The 18291-nt window shown below is 62.6% G+C and carries 18 protein-coding genes; 1 reads left to right on the top strand and 17 read right to left on the bottom strand.

From position 1 onward, the window contains the following. Nucleotides 1-20: 20 nt before the first annotated feature. Together HED64_RS09045 and pyrR are read right to left on the bottom strand one after the other, a co-directional pair. On the bottom strand, nt 21-1001 hold the full coding sequence (locus HED64_RS09045) for an aspartate carbamoyltransferase catalytic subunit (protein WP_168151699.1): 981 nt from the start codon (nt 999-1001) through the stop codon (nt 21-23). After that, nucleotides 998-1588 (bottom strand): bifunctional pyr operon transcriptional regulator/uracil phosphoribosyltransferase PyrR, encoded by a 591-nt coding sequence (pyrR, locus tag HED64_RS09040; RefSeq protein WP_168151698.1) that lies wholly within the window; start codon nt 1586-1588, stop codon nt 998-1000. Before pyrR ends, HED64_RS09045 begins: the two co-directional genes overlap by 4 nt. Before the next feature lie 96 nt (nt 1589-1684). Here pyrR and HED64_RS09035 point away from each other — a divergent pair, with 96 nt between their 5' ends. After that, nucleotides 1685-2917 carry a PrsW family intramembrane metalloprotease gene (locus tag HED64_RS09035; RefSeq protein ID WP_168151697.1) on the top strand — a complete coding sequence of 411 codons (1233 nt, stop codon included), beginning with the start codon at nt 1685-1687 and terminating at the stop codon, nt 2915-2917. A gap of 71 nt (nt 2918-2988) precedes the next feature. Here the strand turns inward: HED64_RS09035 and HED64_RS09030 are convergent, their stop codons facing one another. The 15 genes from HED64_RS09030 to rpsD all read right to left on the bottom strand — a co-directional run bounded on the left by HED64_RS09030 (nt 2989) and on the right by rpsD (nt 18282). Continuing rightward, nucleotides 2989-3156 carry an MFS transporter small subunit gene (locus tag HED64_RS09030; RefSeq protein ID WP_168151489.1) on the bottom strand — a complete coding sequence of 56 codons (168 nt, stop codon included), beginning with the start codon at nt 3154-3156 and terminating at the stop codon, nt 2989-2991. Next, entirely contained in the window at nt 3157-4554 is a 1398-nt protein-coding gene (locus HED64_RS09025) for an OFA family MFS transporter (RefSeq protein ID WP_168151696.1), read from the bottom strand. It abuts the gene before it with no gap. 242 nt (nt 4555-4796) lie between these two features. Beyond that, entirely contained in the window at nt 4797-5207 is a 411-nt protein-coding gene (nusB, locus tag HED64_RS09020; RefSeq protein ID WP_168151695.1) for a transcription antitermination factor NusB, read from the bottom strand. Next, nucleotides 5207-5767, bottom strand: a complete 561-nt coding sequence (gene efp, locus HED64_RS09015) for an elongation factor P (RefSeq protein ID WP_132363691.1) — start codon at nt 5765-5767, stop codon at nt 5207-5209. The genes nusB and efp overlap by 1 nt, the downstream gene beginning before the upstream one ends. Nucleotides 5768-5942: 175 nt before the next feature. Further along, nucleotides 5943-6611, bottom strand: coding sequence for a hypothetical protein (locus HED64_RS09010; protein ID WP_168151694.1), 669 nt, complete (start codon nt 6609-6611; stop codon nt 5943-5945). Next, on the bottom strand, nt 6608-7699 hold the full coding sequence (gene aroB, locus HED64_RS09005; protein ID WP_168151693.1) for a 3-dehydroquinate synthase: 1092 nt from the start codon (nt 7697-7699) through the stop codon (nt 6608-6610). The genes HED64_RS09010 and aroB overlap by 4 nt, the downstream gene beginning before the upstream one ends. A gap of 193 nt (nt 7700-7892) precedes the next feature. Then, complete coding sequence (locus HED64_RS09000) at nt 7893-8417, bottom strand: shikimate kinase (protein ID WP_168151692.1); 525 nt, start codon at nt 8415-8417, stop codon at nt 7893-7895. Next, nucleotides 8414-9616: a chorismate synthase gene (gene aroC / locus HED64_RS08995; RefSeq protein WP_168151691.1), complete on the bottom strand. Its 1203-nt coding sequence runs from the start codon at nt 9614-9616 to the stop codon at nt 8414-8416. Before aroC ends, HED64_RS09000 begins: the two co-directional genes overlap by 4 nt. Nucleotides 9617-9648: 32 nt before the next feature. Beyond that, entirely contained in the window at nt 9649-10578 is a 930-nt protein-coding gene (locus tag HED64_RS08990) for a shikimate dehydrogenase family protein (RefSeq protein WP_168151690.1), read from the bottom strand. Then, entirely contained in the window at nt 10575-13301 is a 2727-nt protein-coding gene (mltG, locus tag HED64_RS08985; protein ID WP_168151689.1) for an endolytic transglycosylase MltG, read from the bottom strand. The genes HED64_RS08990 and mltG overlap by 4 nt, the downstream gene beginning before the upstream one ends. A 172-nt stretch (nt 13302-13473) precedes the next feature. After that, a complete protein-coding gene (gene ruvX, locus HED64_RS08980) occupies nt 13474-13992 on the bottom strand; it encodes a Holliday junction resolvase RuvX (RefSeq protein ID WP_168151688.1) in 519 nt (172 codons plus the stop codon). Nucleotides 13993-14009: 17 nt separating this feature from the next. Beyond that, nucleotides 14010-16691 carry an alanine--tRNA ligase gene (gene alaS, locus HED64_RS08975; protein ID WP_168151687.1) on the bottom strand — a complete coding sequence of 894 codons (2682 nt, stop codon included), beginning with the start codon at nt 16689-16691 and terminating at the stop codon, nt 14010-14012. Nucleotides 16692-16842: 151 nt separating this feature from the next. Then, nucleotides 16843-17076, bottom strand: coding sequence for a hypothetical protein (locus HED64_RS08970; RefSeq protein ID WP_168151686.1), 234 nt, complete (start codon nt 17074-17076; stop codon nt 16843-16845). A 48-nt stretch (nt 17077-17124) separates the two neighbouring features. Then, nucleotides 17125-17496 (bottom strand): DUF948 domain-containing protein, encoded by a 372-nt coding sequence (locus HED64_RS08965; RefSeq protein WP_132363675.1) that lies wholly within the window; start codon nt 17494-17496, stop codon nt 17125-17127. A gap of 159 nt (nt 17497-17655) precedes the next feature. Then, on the bottom strand, nt 17656-18282 hold the full coding sequence (rpsD, locus tag HED64_RS08960) for a 30S ribosomal protein S4 (protein WP_132363673.1): 627 nt from the start codon (nt 18280-18282) through the stop codon (nt 17656-17658). Nucleotides 18283-18291 lie beyond the last annotated feature (9 nt).

Below are 18291 nucleotides of genomic sequence, written 5' to 3'. Positions count from 1 at the left end.
CCAATTTCTTGACAAGTTTTTTAGAGGCCGGCGGGACGCTGCTGGTCCCCCGATAGCAACAGGTACAGCACGGCCATGCGCACCGCGACACCGTTAGCCACCTGGGCCAGCACGGTGGAGCGCGGTGAGTCGGCGGCGGCGGAGGAAATTTCTAATCCACGGTTCATCGGGCCCGGGTGCATGATGATGGTTTCGGATCCCGGCTGCGCATCAAGTGCCGCCAGTCGAGCGTCATCAAAGCCCCAGAGCCGGGAGTACTCGCGGGTGTTGGGGAAGAAGGAGTCGTGCATGCGTTCGCCTTGGACACGCAGCATCATCACCGCATCAACCCCACCGGCCAGCGTGGCGTCGAGGTCATAGCTGATGGTGCACGGCCACGCGTGTGAACCGTGCGGCAGCAGCGTGGGAGGCGCCACCATGATGACCTCGGCACCTAGGGTGCGCAGCAGCCAGAGGTTGGAGCGGGCCACGCGGGAGTGCAGAATATCGCCCACGATGGCGACCCGCATCCCGGCCAGGTCGCTGCCCAATGCGGAATTCCCATGCGTTGCGGCCCAGTGAGTGCGCAGCGTGTAGGCGTCAAGCAGTGCTTGCGTGGGGTGTTCATGGGTGCCATCACCGGCGTTGACCACCGGGGCGTCGATCCAGTCGGTGGCCGCCAGGCGGGCCGGGGCACCGGAGGCGCCGTGACGGATGACCACGGCGTCGGCGCCGATCGCCTGCAGAGTCTGCGCGGTGTCCTTCAGCGACTCGCCCTTGGACACCGAGGAGCCCTTCGCGGAAAAGTTGATCACATCGGCGCTCAGGCGCTTGGCCGCTGCCTCGAAGGAGATACGGGTGCGGGTGGAGTCCTCAAAAAAGAGGTTCACCACCGTGCGCCCGCGCAGGGCCGGAAGCTTTTTGACCTCACGGGTGCCTACAGCGGCCATTTCCTCGGCGATGTCAAGGATCCGGATGGCGTCTTCGCGCGAGAGGTCAAGGGTGGAGAGCAGGTGTTTCATGCGGTGGCCTCGATGATGACTTCGTTGTTATTTTCCCCATCAACCTCACTCAGGTGCACACGAACCTTCTCAGTGGTGGCGGTCGGCAGGTTCTTGCCCACGTGGTCGGCGCGGATGGGAAGTTCACGGTGGCCGCGGTCTACCAGGACGGCCAGGCGAACGATGCGCGGGCGGCCCAAATCGGCGATGGCGTCAAGCGCGGCGCGGATGGTGCGCCCGGAGTACAGCACGTCATCTACCAGCACAACGACCTTGCCGTCGATGCCGGTGGCCGGAAGTCGGGTGGGCACCGGGGTGCGGGTGGTGGAGTGACGAAGGTCATCACGGTACATGGTGACATCGAGCTGGCCGATGATGGCGGACGGGTCCAGCGTCGGATCTGTGGCTGCGATGCGCTGGGCCAGACGTTGGGCCAACGGGAAGCCGCGGGAGGGAATCCCCAACAGCACGAGGTCAGCTGTCCCCTTGTTTGCCTCGATGATTTCGTGGGCGATGCGGGTAATAACCCGGTCAATGTCGTCACTAGAGAGGACAATCCGGGCACTGACGGGCGCTAGGGCACGGGCATTTTCTGGCTCGTTGCTCATCTGCGGCCTCCTTCCCCGCCTCACTGGACGGAATTTAAAGGTTGCACTTGCACCATCAAAATTATCACAATGGCTCATCGACGTAAGATTTGAGTCATGCGCGTTACCTCACACCCACCTCAGCCCTCCGATTCCGCCCCACCGAATGATCCCTGGACTCTAGCTCCCGGTCGCGGAGCCACTCCCGGCGCCCTGTCCGTACCGCATCTCGCGCCCGCCTCCGCGGGGGCTAAGCAGCGCGCCGGACTAGGCGTGATTCTTGCCCTGCTGGGCTGTACCGTGGTGCTGCTGGGTGTGACCTGGTTCCTCTCGGACGCCTTCGGGTCCGGGACCCTGCTCTGGCTCGGCATTCTGGCCATGGTCCCGTTGGCCCTGTGCCTGATCGGCCTGCGCTGGGTGGATCGGTGGGATCCGGAACCACGTGTCCTGCTGGTCTTGGGTCTGCTTTGGGGCGCTGGCACATCGGTGGCGGGAGCGCTATTGATTGGCGATGTGTTTACCGAACTATTTTTTGACCCCGCGGGTGCCTTGAAGATGGATACCTTTGGGGCGGTTGTTCAGGCGCCCATCGTGGAGGAACTGGTGAAGGGTGCCGGGGTACTGCTGATCTTCTGGATCAATCGAGCCCACTTTGATGGACCCATCGACGGCATTGTTTATGGTGGCATGGTCGGGGCTGGTTTCGCCTTCACCGAGAACATCCTGTACTTCGGTTCCAGCTACCTCTCCCCGAGTGCGCCGGGGGAACTGGCCACCGTCTTTGTGCTCCGCGGGCTCTTCTCCCCCTTCGCGCATGTCATGTTCACCGCATGGACGGGATTTGCCTTAGGGCTATGTGCCGGCCGTGGTCAACGCGGGCGCTGGCCACTGTATCTATTGCTCGGACTGATCCCGGCGATGGCCGGTCACTTCCTCTGGAATGGCGGCATCGGGATTTTCTTCACCGACTTCCTCAGCTTCTACTTCCTGCTGCAGGTGCCCCTGTTTATCGCGTTTATCGTGGCCGTGGTGCTGCTTCAGCGCGCCGAACGCCGACTGACCGAGCAACGACTGGCCGACTACCAGAACAGTGGTTGGTTCACCGCCGCCGAGGTGAAAATGTTCGCCACCGCCCCGGGCCGCCGTCATGCCCGCCACTGGGCCGCCGGAATTGGGCGAAAACGGCAGATGAAGGCCTTCACTTCCACCGCGATGCATCTGGCCGCGGTCCGCCAGCGCATTGTTGCCGGCCACGGAACGGGCACGGATCTGGCCCGAGAGACGGCCTTGTTGCATCATTCCCACCAACAGCGGGCGCAATTGCTCGGCGGGGTATCACCGCGCGGCTAAAAGTTCGCAGCAACACAAGAGCGTGGCACCGCTGTGGTGTCGCGCTCTTGTTGTGTTCTCGCTAAGTCGGGCTAATTGAAGAGCTGCGCTACCCGCGAGAGCGTGGTGATCACACCATAGCCCAGCGGCACTCCCACCAGCGCCCAGCCGAAGACCAGCCGTAGTACGGCCCTGTCTACCTGTACGTCGTGAGCCCCTGCCGCATCGATGGGTTCAAGATTTCCACTGTTCTGAGACATCTAGGCTCCCTTCGAGGTTGAATCGGCCAGATCGGCCTCGGGTTCGTGGAATTTGGTATCCACTGCTCGTATCTGGGTGGTGGCCAAGAAGCCAATCACCAGCAGCACGACCATGGTCAGCAAGACCGGAAGGTAGTTGTGGGCCACCATCGTCCCGGGTTTGCCCTGCGCATCAAGTAACCCGTTAACGATCAGTGGTCCGGCGATGCCTGCGGCTGACCACGCGGTGAGCAGGCGGCCGTGGATGGCGCCCACCTGGAAGGTGCCGAAGAGGTCCTTGAGGTAGGCCGGGGCGGTGGCAAAGGAGCCACCGTAGAAGCTGATGATGACCACTGCCATCATGACAAACAGCAGCATCGAGCTGCCGCCGAAGAGGGCCAGCACAACGTAGAAGACCGCGCCACCACCGAGGTAGAGCATGTAGATGCGCTTGCGACCGATCACGTCCGAGGTGCTTGACCAGATGAAGCGCCCGGCCATGTTGCCGATGGACAGCAACCCGACAAAGCCCGCTGCTACGGCGGCATTCACGGCAGAGTTTCCGTCCGCACCGCGGAAGAAGTCCTGGATCATCGGGGAGGCCTGTTCTAGGATGCCGATGCCGGCAGTGACGTTGAGGAACAATGCTGTCCAGACCAACCAGAAACTCTTGGTCTTGATGGCGTTGGCCGCCGAAACCTGTCCGGTGGTGACCATCGCGGAGGACTTAACCTTGGTGCTATCCCAGCCCCGTGGCTTCCACCCGGGCGCCGGAACCCGAATGTTCAGCACCCCGTACATCATCACGGCGAAGTAGAGCACGCCCAGGGTGATAAACAACTTGCCCACCGAGGATCCGCTGGCAATCCAGTCGGAGCCATCGCTCAGCGGGTCAAAACCATCAAATCTCTTCAGCAGTGCGGTGGACAGCGGTGAGGCGATCAGGGCGCCGCCACCAAAACCCATGATCGCCATACCGGTGGCCATTCCGGGGCGGTCCGGGAACCACTTCATCAGCGTGGAGACCGGGGAAATGTAGCCGATGCCGAGCCCGATGCCACCGATGACGCCGTAGCCCAGGTAGAGCAGCCAGAGCTGTTCGGTGAAGATGCCGGCGGCGCCCACCAAGAAGCCAGCACCCCAGAAGGAGGCGGCAACAAACATCGATTTGCGCGGCCCGCTGCGTTCCACCCAGGTGCCCATGATGGCCGCAGAAAGTCCCAGCATCACAATGGCGATGGAGAAGATGATCCCGATGGCGGTTTGTGAGACCTCGAAGTGACCGATGAGTGAGGATTTGTAGACGCTGGTGGCATAGGCCTGGCCGATGCACAGGTGCACGGCCAGGGCTGCCGGTGGGATGAGCCACCGGTTGAATCCCGGTGCCGCGATGGATCGTGAACGTTCGAGCCATTTCATAAAGCGTGTCTCCTCCGGATCGAATCCGCATAAGGGTGGCAATGATCTGAGCTCAAGAACCGTTAGCTGATAGCACTTCAACCCACGATTGCCAGTGTGCCACAATTCACAGACGGGCCGGGGTCTCCCCTGTGCCTTTGGTACGTTCGGCGCGTCGGGAAACTCTAGGGCAAACAAAAGGGAGGTGTTGGTACGTGCGCAATGCGCAGGTACCAACACCTCCCAAGAACAAAACGTTCTGGCTAGGCCAGCAGCGTCGGCTTCATTTGCTGGATACGTCCCAGCAAACCATTAACGAATTCCGGGGATTCGTCGGTGGAGAGCTCACGTACCAGGGCAACCGCCTCGGCAACTGCTACCCCATCGGGGACATCGTCGTTATAAAGCAGTTCCCAGGAACCGATACGCAGTGCCGTGCGGTCGACCGCCGGCATGCGCTCCAAGGTCCAGCCCTTGGAGTAGGAGGAAAGGATCTCATCGATCCGATCCAGCTCACTCATGACACCTTCGATGAGGGTCACGGTGTATTCGTTGATGGTGATATCCGTGGCTTCACGGCGTAGGCGCATGGCTGCCAGGGGCGAGACATCGCGCTGTTCTGCTTCAAAAAGGATGTCAAGTGCCCGGCGACGGGCCTTGGCGCGGGCACTCACTAGGAGACACGCCCCAGGTAATCGCCGGTGCGGGTGTCAACCTTGACCTTGGTGTTCTGCTCAACGAAGAGCGGCACCTGAATCTCAACACCGGTTTCCAGCGTGGCTGGCTTGGTGCCGGCCGAGGAACGGTCGCCCTGCAGGCCCGGCTCGGTGTAGGTGATTTCCAGAACCACGGAAGAAGGCAGCTCGATGTACAGCGGGGAACCCTCGTGCATCGCGATGGTGGCGTTCTGGTTTTCCAGCATGTAGCCAGCCTGGTCGCCAACAACGGTGCCCGGAACGGTGATCTGGTCGTAATCGCTCAGATCCATGAAGACGAAGTCTTCACCATCCTTGTACAGGTACTGGTAATCGCGACGATCAACGGTGGCGGTCTCGATCTTGGCGCCGGCGTTGTAGGTCTTATCGACGACCTTGCCGGTGAGCACGTTACGCATCTTGGTGCGCACGAAGGCGCCGCCCTTGCCCGGCTTGACGTGCTGGAAATCGATGATGGTCCAGAGCTGGTTCTCGATCTTGAGAACCTGGCCGTTCTTGATGTCAGTGGTTGATGCCACGATCTACTCTTCTTCCGTATGCGCCGGCCCGCGTTGCGCACGAAGCGCCGGCGGACGAAAGCCACCGCTAGGCGGCCTCCCTGAGGCTGTTGTCAAAAATCCAAGATTAAGTTTAGCGCACCCGTGAGCGCGCTCCGGTGCCCGGCCATGGTGATTTGCCAGACGTCGGGGTAAATCAGTGCGCCGCCGGTGCTTGAACCGGCAACTGGCTGGTGGCCGGTGCCGGGTGCAAAGAGGCTGCATTAACCGCCGCCGGGTGCTGGGTATCCGCGCCGGCGGCCACACTCGCGGTGTGATCAAGCACGGATTCCAGGCAAGCGCGGGACATCTCGATGAGGTGCTGATCCGCGTTGGAGGCGATGCGCAGATCAAGAGCGGCGCGGAAACGGTTGGCTGCGGCCAGCAGGTCGCTGCTTTCCGCGTAGGCGAAGCCCAGGTGCTGCTGCAGTACCGCCTCGTGGGCGGTGCCCTTGAACTCGGTGATCAGCGCGCGCAGGCGGTTGATGGCACGCGGCGCATCTCCTGCGGCACGAGTCAGCGAGGTATCAAGCACCCGCATGGCAAAGTTCTGTGGCTGCAGGAAGCGGGTCTCGGCGACCAGTTCGCTGGCGGCGCGCAGCTCACCCTTGGCCAAGAGAATGACCACCTGGGAGCTGGGTTCACCGCTGCGCAGTGCGGCCTCGGCCAGTTCGGGATCGGAAATCTCGTGGCGCATCAGGGTGGGGTTCAGCCGCACACCGGGGATGCCGGTTTCAATGTTGTGACGCTCGCTGGCCAGTCCGCCAGCAGGAATCTGCAGCAGTGCCTGGGTGTGGGTCAGGTCCAGATCGGTAGCGGTGCTCATTCTGCGATCTCCTGGTAAGCGGCGAACAAGAGGGAAGTATCCGGAACATCAAGGATGCTGGGGCGGCCGATGCCGTCAAGCACCACAAAGCGCAAGAGGTCACCACGGGACTTCTTATCCCGGCGCATCCCGTCTAGCAGGGTCTGCCAGCGATCTCCACGGTAGGTCGTGGGCAAGCCCAGGGACTTGAGGATGGCCAGGTGACGTTCGGCCACTGCGTCGGGGGTGCGACCGACGGTGCGGCCAAGTTCTGCGGCGAAGGCCATGCCGATGGAAACGGCAGCACCGTGGCGAATCGAGTAGCGTTCGGCCAGCTCGATGGCGTGAGCCAGGGTGTGCCCGTAGTTCAAGAATTCGCGTTCGCCAGACTCGCGCAGATCATTGGAGACCACCTTCGCCTTGACGGCGATGGCGCGTTCGATCAGTTCACGCAGGCGTGGGGAGGTTGCGTCGGTGGCATCGGCCGGATCTTCTTCGATCAGTTCCAGGATGCGCTCATCGGCAATAAAGCCGCACTTGATGATTTCTGCCATGCCGGTGACCAGTTCATGCTTGGGCAGCGTGGCCAGGGTGTCCAGGTCAACCAGGACACCGGCCGGTGGGAAGAAGGCACCAACAAGGTTTTTGCCTTCAGCGGTGTTGATGCCCGTTTTACCGCCCACGGAGGCATCAACCATGCCCAGCAATGAGGTGGGCAGGTGCACGATCTTCACGCCGCGCAGCCAGGTGGCTGCAACAAAGCCGGCGAGGTCGGTGACGGCGCCGCCGCCAACGGCCACGATGGCGTCCGAACGGGTGAAGTCATTTTTGCCCAGCACCTGCCAGCAGAAGGACGCCACCTCGATGTGCTTGCCCTCTTCGGCATCGGGGATCTCGGCGATCATCGCGCCGTATCCGGCGGCATCAAGTTCTTCCTTAACGATGTCGCCGGTGGCACGCAGGGCGCGGGGAAGGATGATTAGTACCTTCCGCACGCGCTCGCCCAAGAGCGCGGGCAGGCGGCCCAACAGGCCATTGCCGACGATGACGTCATAGTTCTCGGCGGGGGCCGAGCCGGTGACGGAGATCGTCGTGGGTGCGGGGTTCATCGTTGGATCCTCCAAATGCTGCGTAGCGCACCACCGCAGCACACCGATGTTCGGGTGTGGCTGCGGGCTAGGGGTGCGGGGGTGAAAACGCGTCAACCATGTTGTCCGGATTGACTACAAGCCTGGCGTTGGACGCTTCATTGCTTCCGTCGCTGTCCTCAATCGTACGTGTTGCGGCACGCTAGAGGGGGTTTCAGTGTTCGGCATCACTGTATGCAGTGAGTATCAACTCGGCGATTTGCGCCGGGGTCTTCGCGCGAGTGTCGATGCGTAGGGTGGCCATGGACTCGTAGGTTTCGCTGCGGGTGGCAAAGATTTGCTTCCACGATTCCAGCGGTGTGCCTCCCAGCAGCGGACGGGTCGTGTCGGCCCCGATGCGTGGCGCCACGGTAAGCGCGTCGGTGAACAGGTAGACGCAGAAGCCGCGGGCGATAATCTCGCGGTTGGCCGCCGCTAGTACCGCCCCTCCCCCGGTGGCAATGACCGCCGGGGGTCCGGATGTGGGCCATTCTTTGACTGCGTCACTCAAGACCTGCGCCTCAAGGGCGCGAAAACGCGGCTCACCGCCGGCGGCAAAGATGCTGGGGATATCCCCGTGGGCGGCCACCACCCGCGCGTCGGTATCGATCAGTTCCGTGCCCAAAAGGGCAGCCACTAGGGCTCCGACGGCACTTTTGCCGCTGGCCATCGGTCCGATCAGGAAGATCGGAGCGCTCATGAACGGCGGACCGAGTCCAAATTTGCCGGAATGGCGTCGAGGTAGGAGGCGATGTTGCGCTTGACCTCGCTCAGTGAATCGCCGCCGAACTTCTCCAACATGGCCTGCGCCAGCACTAGGGCGACCATGGCCTCGGCGACCACACCCGCTGCCGGAACGGCACAGACGTCCGAGCGCTGGTGGTGGGCGGTGGTTTCTTCACCCGTGGAGGTATCGATGGTGCGCAGTGCGCGGGGCACGGTAGCGATCGGCTTCATGGCTGCGCGGACGCGCAACACATCTCCGATGCTCATGCCGCCTTCGATGCCGCCGGCCTTATTGCCCGAGCGGTCGATCACGCCGTCGTCGCCGCGCACGATTTCATCGTGTGCCGCCGATCCTCGGCGCGCGGCGGTGAGGAAGCCGTCGCCGACCTCCACGCCCTTGATGGCCTGAATTCCCATGAGGGCACCGGCCAGCCGGGCGTCCAAACGACGGTCCCAGTGGACGTAGGAGCCAAGACCGGGGGGAAGGTTGTAGGCCAGCACCTCAACGATGCCGCCGAGAGTTTCACCCTCCTTGTGGGCGGCGTCCACCTCGGCCACCATGGCAGCAGAGGTCTCATTGTCGAAGCAGCGCAGCGGGTCGGCATCCAGGGCCAAAACATCAGCGGCTGTGGGCAGGGCACCGTTTTCCGGAGCGGAGACCGTACCCACGGCAACGGTGTGGGAGACCAGCTGGACGCCCAGCTGGGCCAGGAAGTTTGAGGCCACCGAGCCCAGCGCCACGCGGGCGGCGGTCTCGCGGGCGGAGGCACGCTCCAGCACGGGGCGAGCATCGTCGAACCCGTACTTCTGCATGCCGGTGAAGTCTGCGTGTCCTGGACGCGGGCGGGTCAGCGGCGCATTGCGCGCCATCGAGGCCAGCTCCTCGGGATCTACGGCATCGGGGTTCATGACCTTGTCCCACTTCGGCCACTCGGTGTTACCCACCTCAACGGCCACCGGGCCACCCTGGGTCAATCCGTGGCGAACTCCACCGATGAAGGAGACAGCATCCTGCTCAAACTTCATCCGGGCACCGCGGCCATACCCCAGACGCCGGCGCGCGAGAGCATCGCGGACGTCCTGAGAAGAGATAGAGATGCCCGCGGGCAGTCCCTCGATAATTCCAACCAATGCGGGGCCGTGTGATTCGCCCGCCGTCAACCAACGCAACATGCACTCCATCCTGCCATGTACCAGTGTCCCGATTAGGGTCGAGATAGCCCCACTGCGTCGCACATCACATTTGTGACGTGCTTCCAATCGGCGACTTTGACACCGCTAAACATTTTGACTTGTTCCACACCCTGGTGCACCAGCATCAGCATCCCGGAGACCACGGTGCCGCCCGCGTCGTGCCAAGCACTCGCGATCGCCGAGGGCCAGGGGTCATAGGCGACATCCAACAGCACCGCACCCGGGGCCAAGATCCCGGCTGAGCCGGTGAGCCCGAGCTGGGCCATGAGACCATCTGCGGCACGTGCGGGGAGAGTAGAAATAACTGCCGCATAATCGCGCAATCGCGCCCCCGCTGCTTTCGCGGAAATGGTTTCGCAGCTCAGTCCCAGCTCAGTCGCCAGCCCCTGAGCTGCTGTCGCCCGCTCCGGGTTACGGACGATGAGATCCACATGGGTGAAGCCAAGGTCTGCGCACGCTTCGAGAGCCGCCAAGGCGGTATTCCCCGCACCCAAAATCGCGGCGCGACGCGCAGTACCGGTCACCATGACGTCGTCCTGCGCGCGCAGAGCCGGAGTCAGGGAGCGCACAATGCCATCCACATCGGTATTGTGCCCCATCAGGCGCACACCGTCGGCGGTGCGGCGCACCAGCACGGTGTTCAACGCGCCGAGTCGCTGGACCCGCTCCGAGAGCTCGTCCATGTACGGAATCAGCGCGTCCTTCATCGGCATGGTCACCGATACACCCACCCATTCGGGTTCGGTGCGTAACCGTGCGGCGAAGGCTGCGGCCTCGTCGGGCTCGATGTCGATCGCCGTGTAGTCGATGCTCACGCCCATGGCCCGGTAGGCCGTCGAATGCAGCAACGGGGACCGGGAGTGCCCGATCGGGTGGCCAAGCACAGCTGCCCGGGCACCTCTAGTGGCGTTTGCCGTTGGCTGCGCCGCGGCTGCGATCACTTACACACGTCCGTGTTCGCTGCACACCAGGTGCGGAACTCGTTCTGGTTCACCCGGTGCTCGGCATAGGTCTTGGCGAACTTCGTTTCACCGGTATTGGCGTTCACCGTGACCCAGTAGTAGAAGTCATTGGCCTCCGGATGAGCCGCAGCCGTGATGGCACCACTGCCGGGAGAGCCGATGGGCGTTGGGGGCAGGCCCGGATGCACATAGGTGTTGTAGGCGTTGCCCGCGTCGGCCTTTTCCTTCGGCGTGAAGTGCAAGGTGTAACGGTCCAGGCCATAGATGACGGAGGAGTCAACCTGGAGCAGCCCCGCGGTCTCGGTATTGCCCTCCCGCAAGCGGTTTTCCAGCGCCCCGGCCACGGTGGCGTAATCGTTGGGACGGGCCTCCGCCTGCAGGATGGAAGCGACCTTGAGCACGTGATATTGCTGCTCGGGGTCGGTGATCCCGGCATCGGTCAAGGTCTTGAGGGTTGTATCAACCATGGTCTTCAGGACCGTCTTGGCATCGGCGTCCACCGGGAAGCGGTACTCCCCCGGGTGCAGGTAACCTTCAAGGTCGGCCACGGATTTGGGGAGTCCAAAGGCGCTCGGATCCTCTACCAGGACACCGAGTTCGGTCTCGGAGAGCCCGGTGGCCGTGGCAACATCCGTGATGACCGTGCCCATGCGGGTGTTTTCCTTGATGGCCACATAGGAAACCTTGGCCGCGGCTTCGCCGATAAGAATCGTTGCTGCATCAAGCGCAGGCATTTCCTCGCGAAGTTCGTAGGTGCCCGGATGGATCTCACGGCTCGGGGCATCCACCAGCTGAATTGACTCCAAGAAAAGCTTGTCGCTGGCGACGATCTTCTTGTCTACCAGTTCATTGGCGATGGCTGCCGGACCCTGGCCGGGTTTGACCTCAAAGGAAACAGCCGTGCCTCCGGGACCCTCGAAGTCCGAGGGGTTCAACCGTTCAACGATTCCGCCCAAGAAGAGCACGACACCAAAGATCACGGCACAGAAGGCCAGCACCACCACGGAGATGATCCAGTTCCGTCGGCGCAGTCTCTCCTTGCGGGCCTTGCGGTCGATGCCGGAGGTCATCAAGAAGAGGTTTTCGCGACCCTGGCTCTGATCGCCGGTCGGTTCCCAATTCACATGGGGGACGTAATCTATTTGCGATTCGGTTGCTGCGGGCACGGTGAACCCGGCGGAATCCTGCGAGTCGCCGGAACCGGCACCAACATAAGCCAGCTCGGCGTCCACATGATCTTGCGTTAGATCGCGGCCGCCCTCGGGTGCAACCTCAGACTCAGTGGCCGGCGTGGACTGCGGCTTCTGGGGAACTGGCGGAGTCGATGGCATCGCTGGGGTGGCAGCCGGTGGTGGAGTCTTGGCAGTAGTTGTAGCAGTCTTTGGCGCCTGCGGCGTAGCCTTCGCGGGAGCTTCTGCTGCCGTCTTGACTGCGGGTGCTTCCTGGGGAGCAGCCTGGCTCGGCTTAGCCTGAGCTTTTGCAGCGGGCTTGGCTGCGGGCTTGGGAGCCGGTGCTGCCTTCGCCGCTGGCGGTGTCGCCTTAGCCGGGGCTGCTTCGGTTGACTTGGGTGCCTCAGTTGCCTTCGGCGCAGCTTCGGTTGCCTTCGTGGGAGCTACTGCGGCCGCTTGGGGCGCCGGTTGGGCCTTGGGCACCGGCGGTGTCGCCTTTGCCGGAGCTTCTGCAGCGGCTTTGGGTTCGGGTGCCGGCGGAGTTGCCTTCGCTGGGGCATCAACGGGCGCCGTGGGTGCCGGCGCGGCTTTGGGCGCTGGCGGGGTTGCCTTCGTGGGAGCTTCTGTGGCCGGCTTGGCCACTGGTTCTGCCTTCGGGGCGGGCGAAGTTGCCTTGGCCGGTGCTTCTGCAGCCTTTGGGGCAGGAACTACCTTCTGCGCTGGGACTGCCTTCGGCGCCGGAGCTACAGTAGCCTTTGCGTCCGGCGGCGTTACCTTCGCCGGAGCCTCAACGGGCGCCTGTTCAGCGGCTGTCGGTTGAGACTCAATGGGAGCGGGCGCGACTGGTGCTGCTCGCTGTGGAGTCTGGGGTTCAACCACGTAGCGTGACTGGTGCTGATCAGCATTCTGATCAAACGGTGCGTCGGAGGCTCTACGAGGCTGGGAGCGCCGCGCTGCCGGATTCGCTGCACTGCGACGCGATTCACCACCGTTCAAGGAACCCGATGTGGTTTCTAGGGAAGAATCAGGGCTGACCGCACTACGAGCAGCTCGTGACCTATCGCGCAGTGGAGCAGCATTGGCTCGCAAGGTCTGGCGAACTCGTTCGGCAGCAGCGCGCTGGGCCTCAATGGCTTCGGTGCGCGCCCTCTGAGCACTTTGGGTTCGGGCTCGCTGAGCCGCATCCAACGCATCGGCGCGCGCACCGGCAGCTGCCTCGAGGCGAAGCTTCTCGGCAGCCTCGGTCGCTTCTGCAGCCTTGGCTTCCTCGGCGGCCGCTTTGGCAGCGGCAACAGACTGTGCATCGTCAACCTTTGCGGAGTCGCCTGGATTCGGAGCGTGGTGAGTTGCTGATCCATGGCGTGCAGGAGCCGAATGGTCCTGCACCGCAGAGTCTTCTGGGCGGGCCGTTGGCTGTTCAGCTTGAGCAGCAGAACGTTCGCTTTCGGCCTTTTCTCGTGCCGCACGCGCGGCGCGCCGAGGTGAAGGCGCAGAATCGCGGCGTGGTGAATCGATGGACGACTCGTTTGTCATGCGGTTTTCTCCCTTGCCCGCAGGCAACGTAGTAGCCGAGGGGCGATGAGTGCCCACTTCTTCAGCCGAATGAGATGTCTTGCGATCGTAGCTCACAGGCGAACTATCGCGCGGGACATCTGCGTCGTGAAGTGGCGCGTCCGCCATGCTGGAATCGGCAAAACGGCCGGGCTCAGCCTTCATCGTTCATTCCGGCGTCGTCTGCGGTGGCCAATTGACCGGGCGAGGACTGACCATGGCGAATCATTTCGAGCACCTGCTGGAGAATCTCCACCGCAGCTACTTGATCAACAACTGCCCGGTGTTTGCGCCCATCAAGACCGGCCGCGTGGAGCGATCGGTGAGCGCTGACGGTGGTCAGTCGTTCATCAACCAAGCGCACTTCGGTCTCAACTCCGCCGCGGGCCAGCGATTTTGCCAAGTCGCGGGCATAATCACGGGCCATGGTGGTTGAAGCGGTTTCCCCGCCCGACATGGAACGAGGTAGTCCCACAAAAATTTGTGACACTTCTAGCTCGGCGGCCAGCTTCACCAGTACGGAGATGTCGCTGGCCTTTTTAGCGTCGCGTTTCAGCGTCTTAACCGGGGTGGCAAGCACCCCGCTGGGGTCACTGGATGCAACACCGACGCGGGCCATACCCACGTCAACACCGAGCAGCACTCCGGGACGCGGAATGCTGCTCGGTGTCAATGACCCAATCCCCGAGGCTATGACAGCTCCTGGATCGAACGGACCATGGCTTCAAGGGCTTCGGCGGTCTTGGAAACATCCTGACCGCCGCCCTGAGCCACATCATCTTTACCGCCGCCGCCGCCGCCAAGAATCTTGGCGGCGGTGCGAACCAAGGCGCCGGCCTTGGCTCCCTTGGTGCGGGCCTCATCATTGGTGGCAACAAGCACCAATGGGCGACCATTTGAAGCACCGGTCAAGGCGACGGTCGAGGCAGTTGAACCCAAACGATCACGCAGGTCCAGAGCCAGGGTCCGCAAGGCTTCGGCCGAAGGAACTTCGCCAACATCGTGGGCCAGTACCTTGATCCCATTGACCTCGCGGGCCGAGGCCACCAGCGTGCCGGCCTGAGCTGCAAGCTGCGCACTGCGGAGCTTGTCGATCTCGCGCTCGGCGTGACGTAGCTTCGCAACGGTGTCGGTGATTCGTTCGTTCAACTGAGCCGCGGGGACCTTGAACATTGAAGACAGCTCGGAGACCAGCGCGCGCTCGGCTGCACCGTGGCGGAAGGCTTCCATCCCCACCAGGGCCTCGATGCGACGGTTTCCCGAACCGACCGAAGCTTCACCCAGCAGGGTCAGCGAGCCAACCTGGGCGGTGGCAGATACGTGAGTACCACCGCAGAGCTCGCGGCTCCAGGCATCGTTGATTTCCACCATGCGTACGGACTTGCCGTACTTTTCACCGAAGAGGCTCATGGCGCCCATGGCGCGAGCCTCGGCCAGCGGCATGACGTTGGTAGTGACCTGGTGGTTGTTGCGGATAGCCAGGTTCACCACCTCTTCGATCTCGTTACGGGCAGCATTGGAAAGTGCTTCGGACCAAGAGAAGTCGAAGCGCAGGTATCCGGCCTTGTTGAACGAACCGGACTGCAATGCGTCCGGGCCCAGAATCTCGTGCAGCGCGGCGTGCACCAGGTGAGTGGCGGAGTGCGCCTGCTCCCCCGAGTGACGACGAACCTTATCAACCTCGGCCAGTACTGCGGCGCCGGCGGGAAGTTCGCCTTCGCGAACAATGACCTGGTGAACGTTGAGCCCGCGGATCGGAGCCTGAACATCCAAGACTTCCAGCACAAAACCGTCACCGGTGATCAGTCCGACGTCGCCGGCCTGTCCACCCGCCTCGGCGTAGAAGGGAGTTTCGTTGAGCACGAGTTCAATCTGCTGTCCCTGCTCGGCAACGTCAACCAACGATCCGTTGTGCACGATGCCGCGCACGGTGGATTCGCTGGAAAGTTCCTCATAGCCGGTGAAAATGACATCGCCGGCGTCATGCAGCTGAGTGAAGACCGTCAGGTCGGCGTGGCCGGCCTTCTTGGACTTGGCGTCCTTCTGCGCACGGGTGCGCTGTTCGGTCATCAGTTCACGGAACTTGGACTCGTCAACGGCCAAACCGGCCTCGGCGGCAATTTCCAGCGTGAGGTCGATCGGGAAACCGAAGGTGTCATGCAGGGCAAAGGCGTCTTCGCCCGAGAGCGAGCCACCGGCGGCCTTGGAAACCTCGAGGGCTTCTTCCAGCCGGGTGGTGCCCGAGGCGATGGTGCGCAGGAAGGCGCGCTCTTCGGCGTACGCGATGCGAGCGATGCGCTCAAAATCGGTATCAACGATCGGGTAGACGCCTTTCATGGCGTCGCGGGAGACCGGCAGAAGATCCGGAAGTACTGCGTTTTCGACGCCCATCAGGCGCATGGCGCGCACGGCACGGCGGATCAGACGGCGCAGTACGTAGCCGCGGCCCTCGTTACCCGGTGAAACCCCATCGGAAATGAGCATCAACGAGGAACGAATGTGGTCAGCAACCATGCGCATACGCACGTCGTTGGCGTGGTTCGGATCTGCGGGGTCCTCGGTGGAGCTGTAGGCCTTGCCGGAAAGCTCGGCGGCCTTGTCGAGCACCGGACGGACCTGGTCGGTCTCGTACATGTTCTCGACGCCCTGCAGGATCATGGCTAGACGTTCGAGGCCAAGACCGGTATCGATGTTCTTCTTGGGCAGTTCGCCAAGAATTTCGAAGCTGTCCTTGCCGGTTCCTTCGCCACGCTGGTACTGCATGAACACGAGGTTCCAGATCTCAATGTAGCGAGTGTCATCGGCCTCCGGGCCGCCCTCGATACCGTACTGGGGTCCGCGGTCATAGAAAATTTCCGAGCACGGGCCTGCCGGACCGGGCTGGCCCGTGGACCAGTAGTTATCGGCCTTGCCGAGCTTCTGGATGCGGTCAGCGGGAACGCCGATCTTGTCGCGCCAGATTTCCAGGGCTTCGGTATCTTCGTGGTAAACGGTGATCCATAGCTTCTCGGCCGGCAGCCCGAATCCGCCCTCTTCGAGGGAGCTGGTCAGCAGTTCCCATGCGTAAGAAATCGCGCCTTCCTTGAAGTAGTCACCAAAAGAGAAGTTGCCGCACATTTGGAAGAAGGTGCCGTGGCGAACCGTCTTGCCAACCTCTTCAATATCACCGGTGCGGATGCACTTCTGGACGGAGGTGGCGCGGTTGAACGGTGGTTCTTCGCGGGCGGTCAGGTACGGAATGAACGGCACCATACCGGCGACGGTGAACAGCAGCGACGGGTCGGAGGAGACCAGCGAGGCGCTGGGTACAGCGGTGTGGCCCTTCGACTCAAAGTAGTCGACCCACCGGCGTGCAATTTCCTGCGATTTCATCGTTCCTCTTCGATCCCTTCAAGCTTACGGGCGCTTTGCTTAGCTGTGGCTGTGCGGTACAGATCCTCCGTGCCCTCTGGGCTAGGAGGCCGCGTGTTGCGGGCTTTGCGTCGAAACGCTGCACCCAAAATCATCTGCCACGTCAATTAGTTTAGTGGTGGCCGGGGCCGGACGTCTCATCGAGGCCCAGAGCCTGCCGTAATTCTGTTTCACGTTCATTCATACCGGTGCGAAAAGCCTCGGCAAGTTCGTGCAATGAGTCGCTCATGCGGCCCACGGTGCGGTTCAGTCCGTCGGCGCTGGCTAGGTCTTTGGCTTGGCCGAGCTTTCGGGCGGCCAGTACTCCGACGCCAATGCCGATACCGACCCAGAATAGTTTCTTCATCTGCGGATTCCTCATGTGGTGGATATTCTCAACGTGCGTTGCGCTGAATTAGCGCGATCGACGTCCCTTGCCGCTCGGCCGGGCTTCCAAGACGGAGCGGACTCCGGCGGTGAAGGCCGCTACCTTGATCAGCGGACGGCCCACGGTGGCCGCGGTCAGTGAGGACAGCGCGCTGATGTTGGCCGATGCGTCGCTGACGTGTGTGGTGATGCCATCAACCTTGCGGAGCTGATCGTTGGTGGTCGCCACGGTGCTGGTGACCTCGGTGAGCAGCGGTGTGGTTCCGTCGGAAACTTCCCGAACTGCTGCACGCAACTCGTCAAATACCTTGCCGAGCTTCCAGATGGGGATGGCGAGCAATGCCACCAATACGGCGAAGACGCCCGCTGCGATGAGTCCGGCGATATCCGACCCTGTCATGTGCTTTTCCTCTTCGGTTGGGGACGTGTGCTTTTCCACCTTACCGAATCAGGAGCGGCGGTACGGAAACGAGACTCGCCGGGTAGCACGAAGCCCGCGGCACAGGTGCCACGGGCTTCGTGTTGCAAACTTGATTCGTTGGGCGTGAACCCGACGGATTTAGCGTGCGTAGTACTCGACGACGAGGTTCTCTTCGCAGGTTACGGGAACCTCGGAGCGCTTCGGCTTGCGAACGAGCTTGGCCTGAAGGGCTTCAAGCTTGACGTCCAGGTAAGCCGGAACGGCGGGGAGCACGTCGCGGTGAGCGCCGGCAGCGGCGATCTGGAACGGGCCCATCTTTTCGCTACGCTCGTGAACGTGGATCAGCTGACCCTCGGCCACGCGGTACGACGGACGGTCCACGCGCTGGCCGTTGACCAGGATGTGGCGGTGTACAACCAGCTGGCGAGCCTGGGCGATGGTGCGGGCGAAGCCTGCACGCAGAACCAAGGCGTCCAGACGCATTTCCAACAGGGCGACCAGGTTTTCACCGGTCTGGCCTGCGGTGCGCTTGGCTTCTTCGAAGGCACGAGTCATCTGTGCTTCGCGGATGCCGTACTGGGCGCGCAGACGCTGCTTTTCGCGCAGACGTACTGCGTAATCGCTGTCCTGCTTCTTGCGGGCACGGCCGTGCTGGCCCGGACCGTAGGGACGACGCTCCATGTACTTTTCAGCTTTAGGAGTCAGAGCAAGGCCGAGGGCTCGCGAAAGGCGAACCTTACGGCGGGCACGAGTGTTATTAGCCACGAGTGTCCT

The organism is Paeniglutamicibacter terrestris, assembly GCF_012271785.1.
In the GTDB taxonomy this organism is placed as follows: domain Bacteria; phylum Actinomycetota; class Actinomycetes; order Actinomycetales; family Micrococcaceae; genus Paeniglutamicibacter; species Paeniglutamicibacter terrestris.
This window is presented reverse-complemented; position numbering and strand designations above follow the sequence as displayed.

Coding starts and splice junctions, on each gene's coding strand:
- HED64_RS09045 (WP_168151699.1), bottom strand. CDS start 1,001: ATGAAACACCTGCTCTCCACCCTTGACCTCTCGCGCGAAGACGCCATC.
- pyrR (WP_168151698.1), bottom strand. CDS start 1,588: ATGAGCAACGAGCCAGAAAATGCCCGTGCCCTAGCGCCCGTCAGTGCC.
- HED64_RS09035 (WP_168151697.1), top strand. CDS start 1,685: ATGCGCGTTACCTCACACCCACCTCAGCCCTCCGATTCCGCCCCACCG.
- HED64_RS09030 (WP_168151489.1), bottom strand. CDS start 3,156: ATGTCTCAGAACAGTGGAAATCTTGAACCCATCGATGCGGCAGGGGCT.
- HED64_RS09025 (WP_168151696.1), bottom strand. CDS start 4,554: ATGAAATGGCTCGAACGTTCACGATCCATCGCGGCACCGGGATTCAAC.
- HED64_RS09010 (WP_168151694.1), bottom strand. CDS start 6,611: ATGAGCACCGCTACCGATCTGGACCTGACCCACACCCAGGCACTGCTG.
- aroB (WP_168151693.1), bottom strand. CDS start 7,699: ATGAACCCCGCACCCACGACGATCTCCGTCACCGGCTCGGCCCCCGCC.
- HED64_RS09000 (WP_168151692.1), bottom strand. CDS start 8,417: ATGAGCGCTCCGATCTTCCTGATCGGACCGATGGCCAGCGGCAAAAGT.
- aroC (WP_168151691.1), bottom strand. CDS start 9,616: ATGTTGCGTTGGTTGACGGCGGGCGAATCACACGGCCCCGCATTGGTT.
- mltG (WP_168151689.1), bottom strand. CDS start 13,301: ATGACAAACGAGTCGTCCATCGATTCACCACGCCGCGATTCTGCGCCT.
- alaS (WP_168151687.1), bottom strand. CDS start 16,691: ATGAAATCGCAGGAAATTGCACGCCGGTGGGTCGACTACTTTGAGTCG.
- HED64_RS08970 (WP_168151686.1), bottom strand. CDS start 17,076: ATGAAGAAACTATTCTGGGTCGGTATCGGCATTGGCGTCGGAGTACTG.
- HED64_RS08965 (WP_132363675.1), bottom strand. CDS start 17,496: ATGACAGGGTCGGATATCGCCGGACTCATCGCAGCGGGCGTCTTCGCC.